This window comes from Vibrio sp. 378 (genome assembly GCF_033339435.1).
The window spans coordinates 1-1,600 of record NZ_JAWOUO010000059.1; the positions used below are offsets into that span (position 1 = coordinate 1).

Consider the following 1,600-nt stretch of genomic DNA (forward strand, 5'->3'; position numbering starts at 1 on the left):
TTATCTGTGAAGCAGACGTTAAAACTAACAGATATTATCGCAGTAGGCTTTATGCTATTTGCGTTCTTTTTAGGTGCAGGCAACATCATCTTTCCACCTCTAGCGGGTCAGCTCGCGGGTGAAAACCTATTGCCAGCGATGTTCGGTTTCTTGCTAACAGCGGTAGGTCTACCTCTTATTACTATCGTTGCTATTGCTGTAGCAGGTGGATCATGGGATCACTTGACTCAAGATCTTCCGAAAAAAGCAGCAGTATTGATGGCAGCACTTATCTTCATCATTATTGGTCCTGCGTTTGCAGCGCCTCGTACAGGTCTAGTGGCTTACGAGATGGCCGTGAAGCCATTCTTTGTTGAAGCTTCTCAAGCGCACCTTACCGCGTTCTCTGTGATCTTTTTTGCGGTTGCAATGCTGTTCTCTTGGTTCCAAGGCCGTCTTATCGACTTGATCGGTAAAGTGCTGACTCCAGCGCTGTTTGTCGGTTTGATCATTCTTGCTGTTGCAGTATTCCTAGATCCTCAAGGCGATATGATTGGTGCACGCGGTGAGTACCTAACTCAGCCACTAACCAAAGGCTTCCTTGAAGGCTACAACACCATGGATACTTTCGCATCGCTGATGTTTGGTATGTTGATGGTGGATGCACTGCGCGGCAAAGGCATCACGGAGCGTTCTGCGACGACTAAGTACCTGATTTTTGCAGGTTGTATCGCGGCGGCTGGTCTAGCATTTGTTTACATTTCGCTATTCTACCTAGGCGCTACCAGTGCAACAGTTGCTGCGGGCGCAGACAACGGTGGTCTGATTCTAAGCCAGTACGTTCAAGCATTGTTTGGCCCTTACGGTCAAATCGTTCTTTCTGTGATTGTATTGCTAGCGTGTCTGACAACGGCTATCGGCCTGATTTCAGCATGTTCTGATTTCTTCAGCTCGAAGACATCACTGTCATACAAGCAGTGGGTTCTAATCAACGGTGCCGTATGTGCGCTAGTTGCTAACGTTGGTCTAGCACAATTGATTTCGCTCTCTGTACCTGTACTGTTTGCCCTTTACCCAGTGGCGATTGCTTTGGTTGCTCTTACCTTTGTTCGTAGCAAGCTGCCAAATCCTCGCTTTGCATACCGTGCGGTACTGCTAGTATCACTATTGTTCGCACTTGTTGATGCAGCGAAAGTTGCTGGTTTGGATGTATCTGCGTTCAACGTACTACCGCTGTTTGAAGTGGGCATGGGTTGGGTTCTTCCTACTCTGTCAGCTATCATCTGCATGTTCTTCATCTCTAAATCTGTTCAACCAGAACTACGAGAAGAAGCGGCGTAAAGACGCTAGAAATTGAATAATGAAAAAGCCCGATGAAGTGATTCATCGGGCTTTTTTGTATCTGGTTCGCATCAACGTAAGCGTCGGTGCTTAAAGCGTATCGTGGAACTCCACAAGTACTTGTTCACACCACTTTTCAATTCGCTCGTCACTCAAATCGTATTGAGAGTCTTCATCTAGTGCTAGGCCAACAAATTGACTGCCATCTTCCGTTAGCGCTTTAGAGGCTTCAAACTCATAGCCTTCGTTTGGCCAATAACCGATAAACTGGGCGCCGGTT

General features: G+C 47.0%; 1 protein-coding gene and 1 pseudogene. One reads left to right on the forward strand and one right to left on the reverse strand.

The genetic code is table 11. From position 1 onward, the window contains the following. The first annotated feature begins 6 nt into the window (after positions 1-6). Positions 7-1,320: a branched-chain amino acid transport system II carrier protein gene (brnQ, locus tag R7Q48_RS24035; RefSeq protein WP_318132581.1), complete on the forward strand. Its 1,314-nt coding sequence runs from the start codon at positions 7-9 to the stop codon at positions 1,318-1,320. Positions 1,321-1,410: 90 nt separating this feature from the next. On the opposite strand, the pseudogene R7Q48_RS24040 reads toward brnQ, so the two are convergent. Continuing rightward, positions 1,411-1,600: pseudogene (locus tag R7Q48_RS24040) on the reverse strand (flavodoxin); the annotation flags it as partial.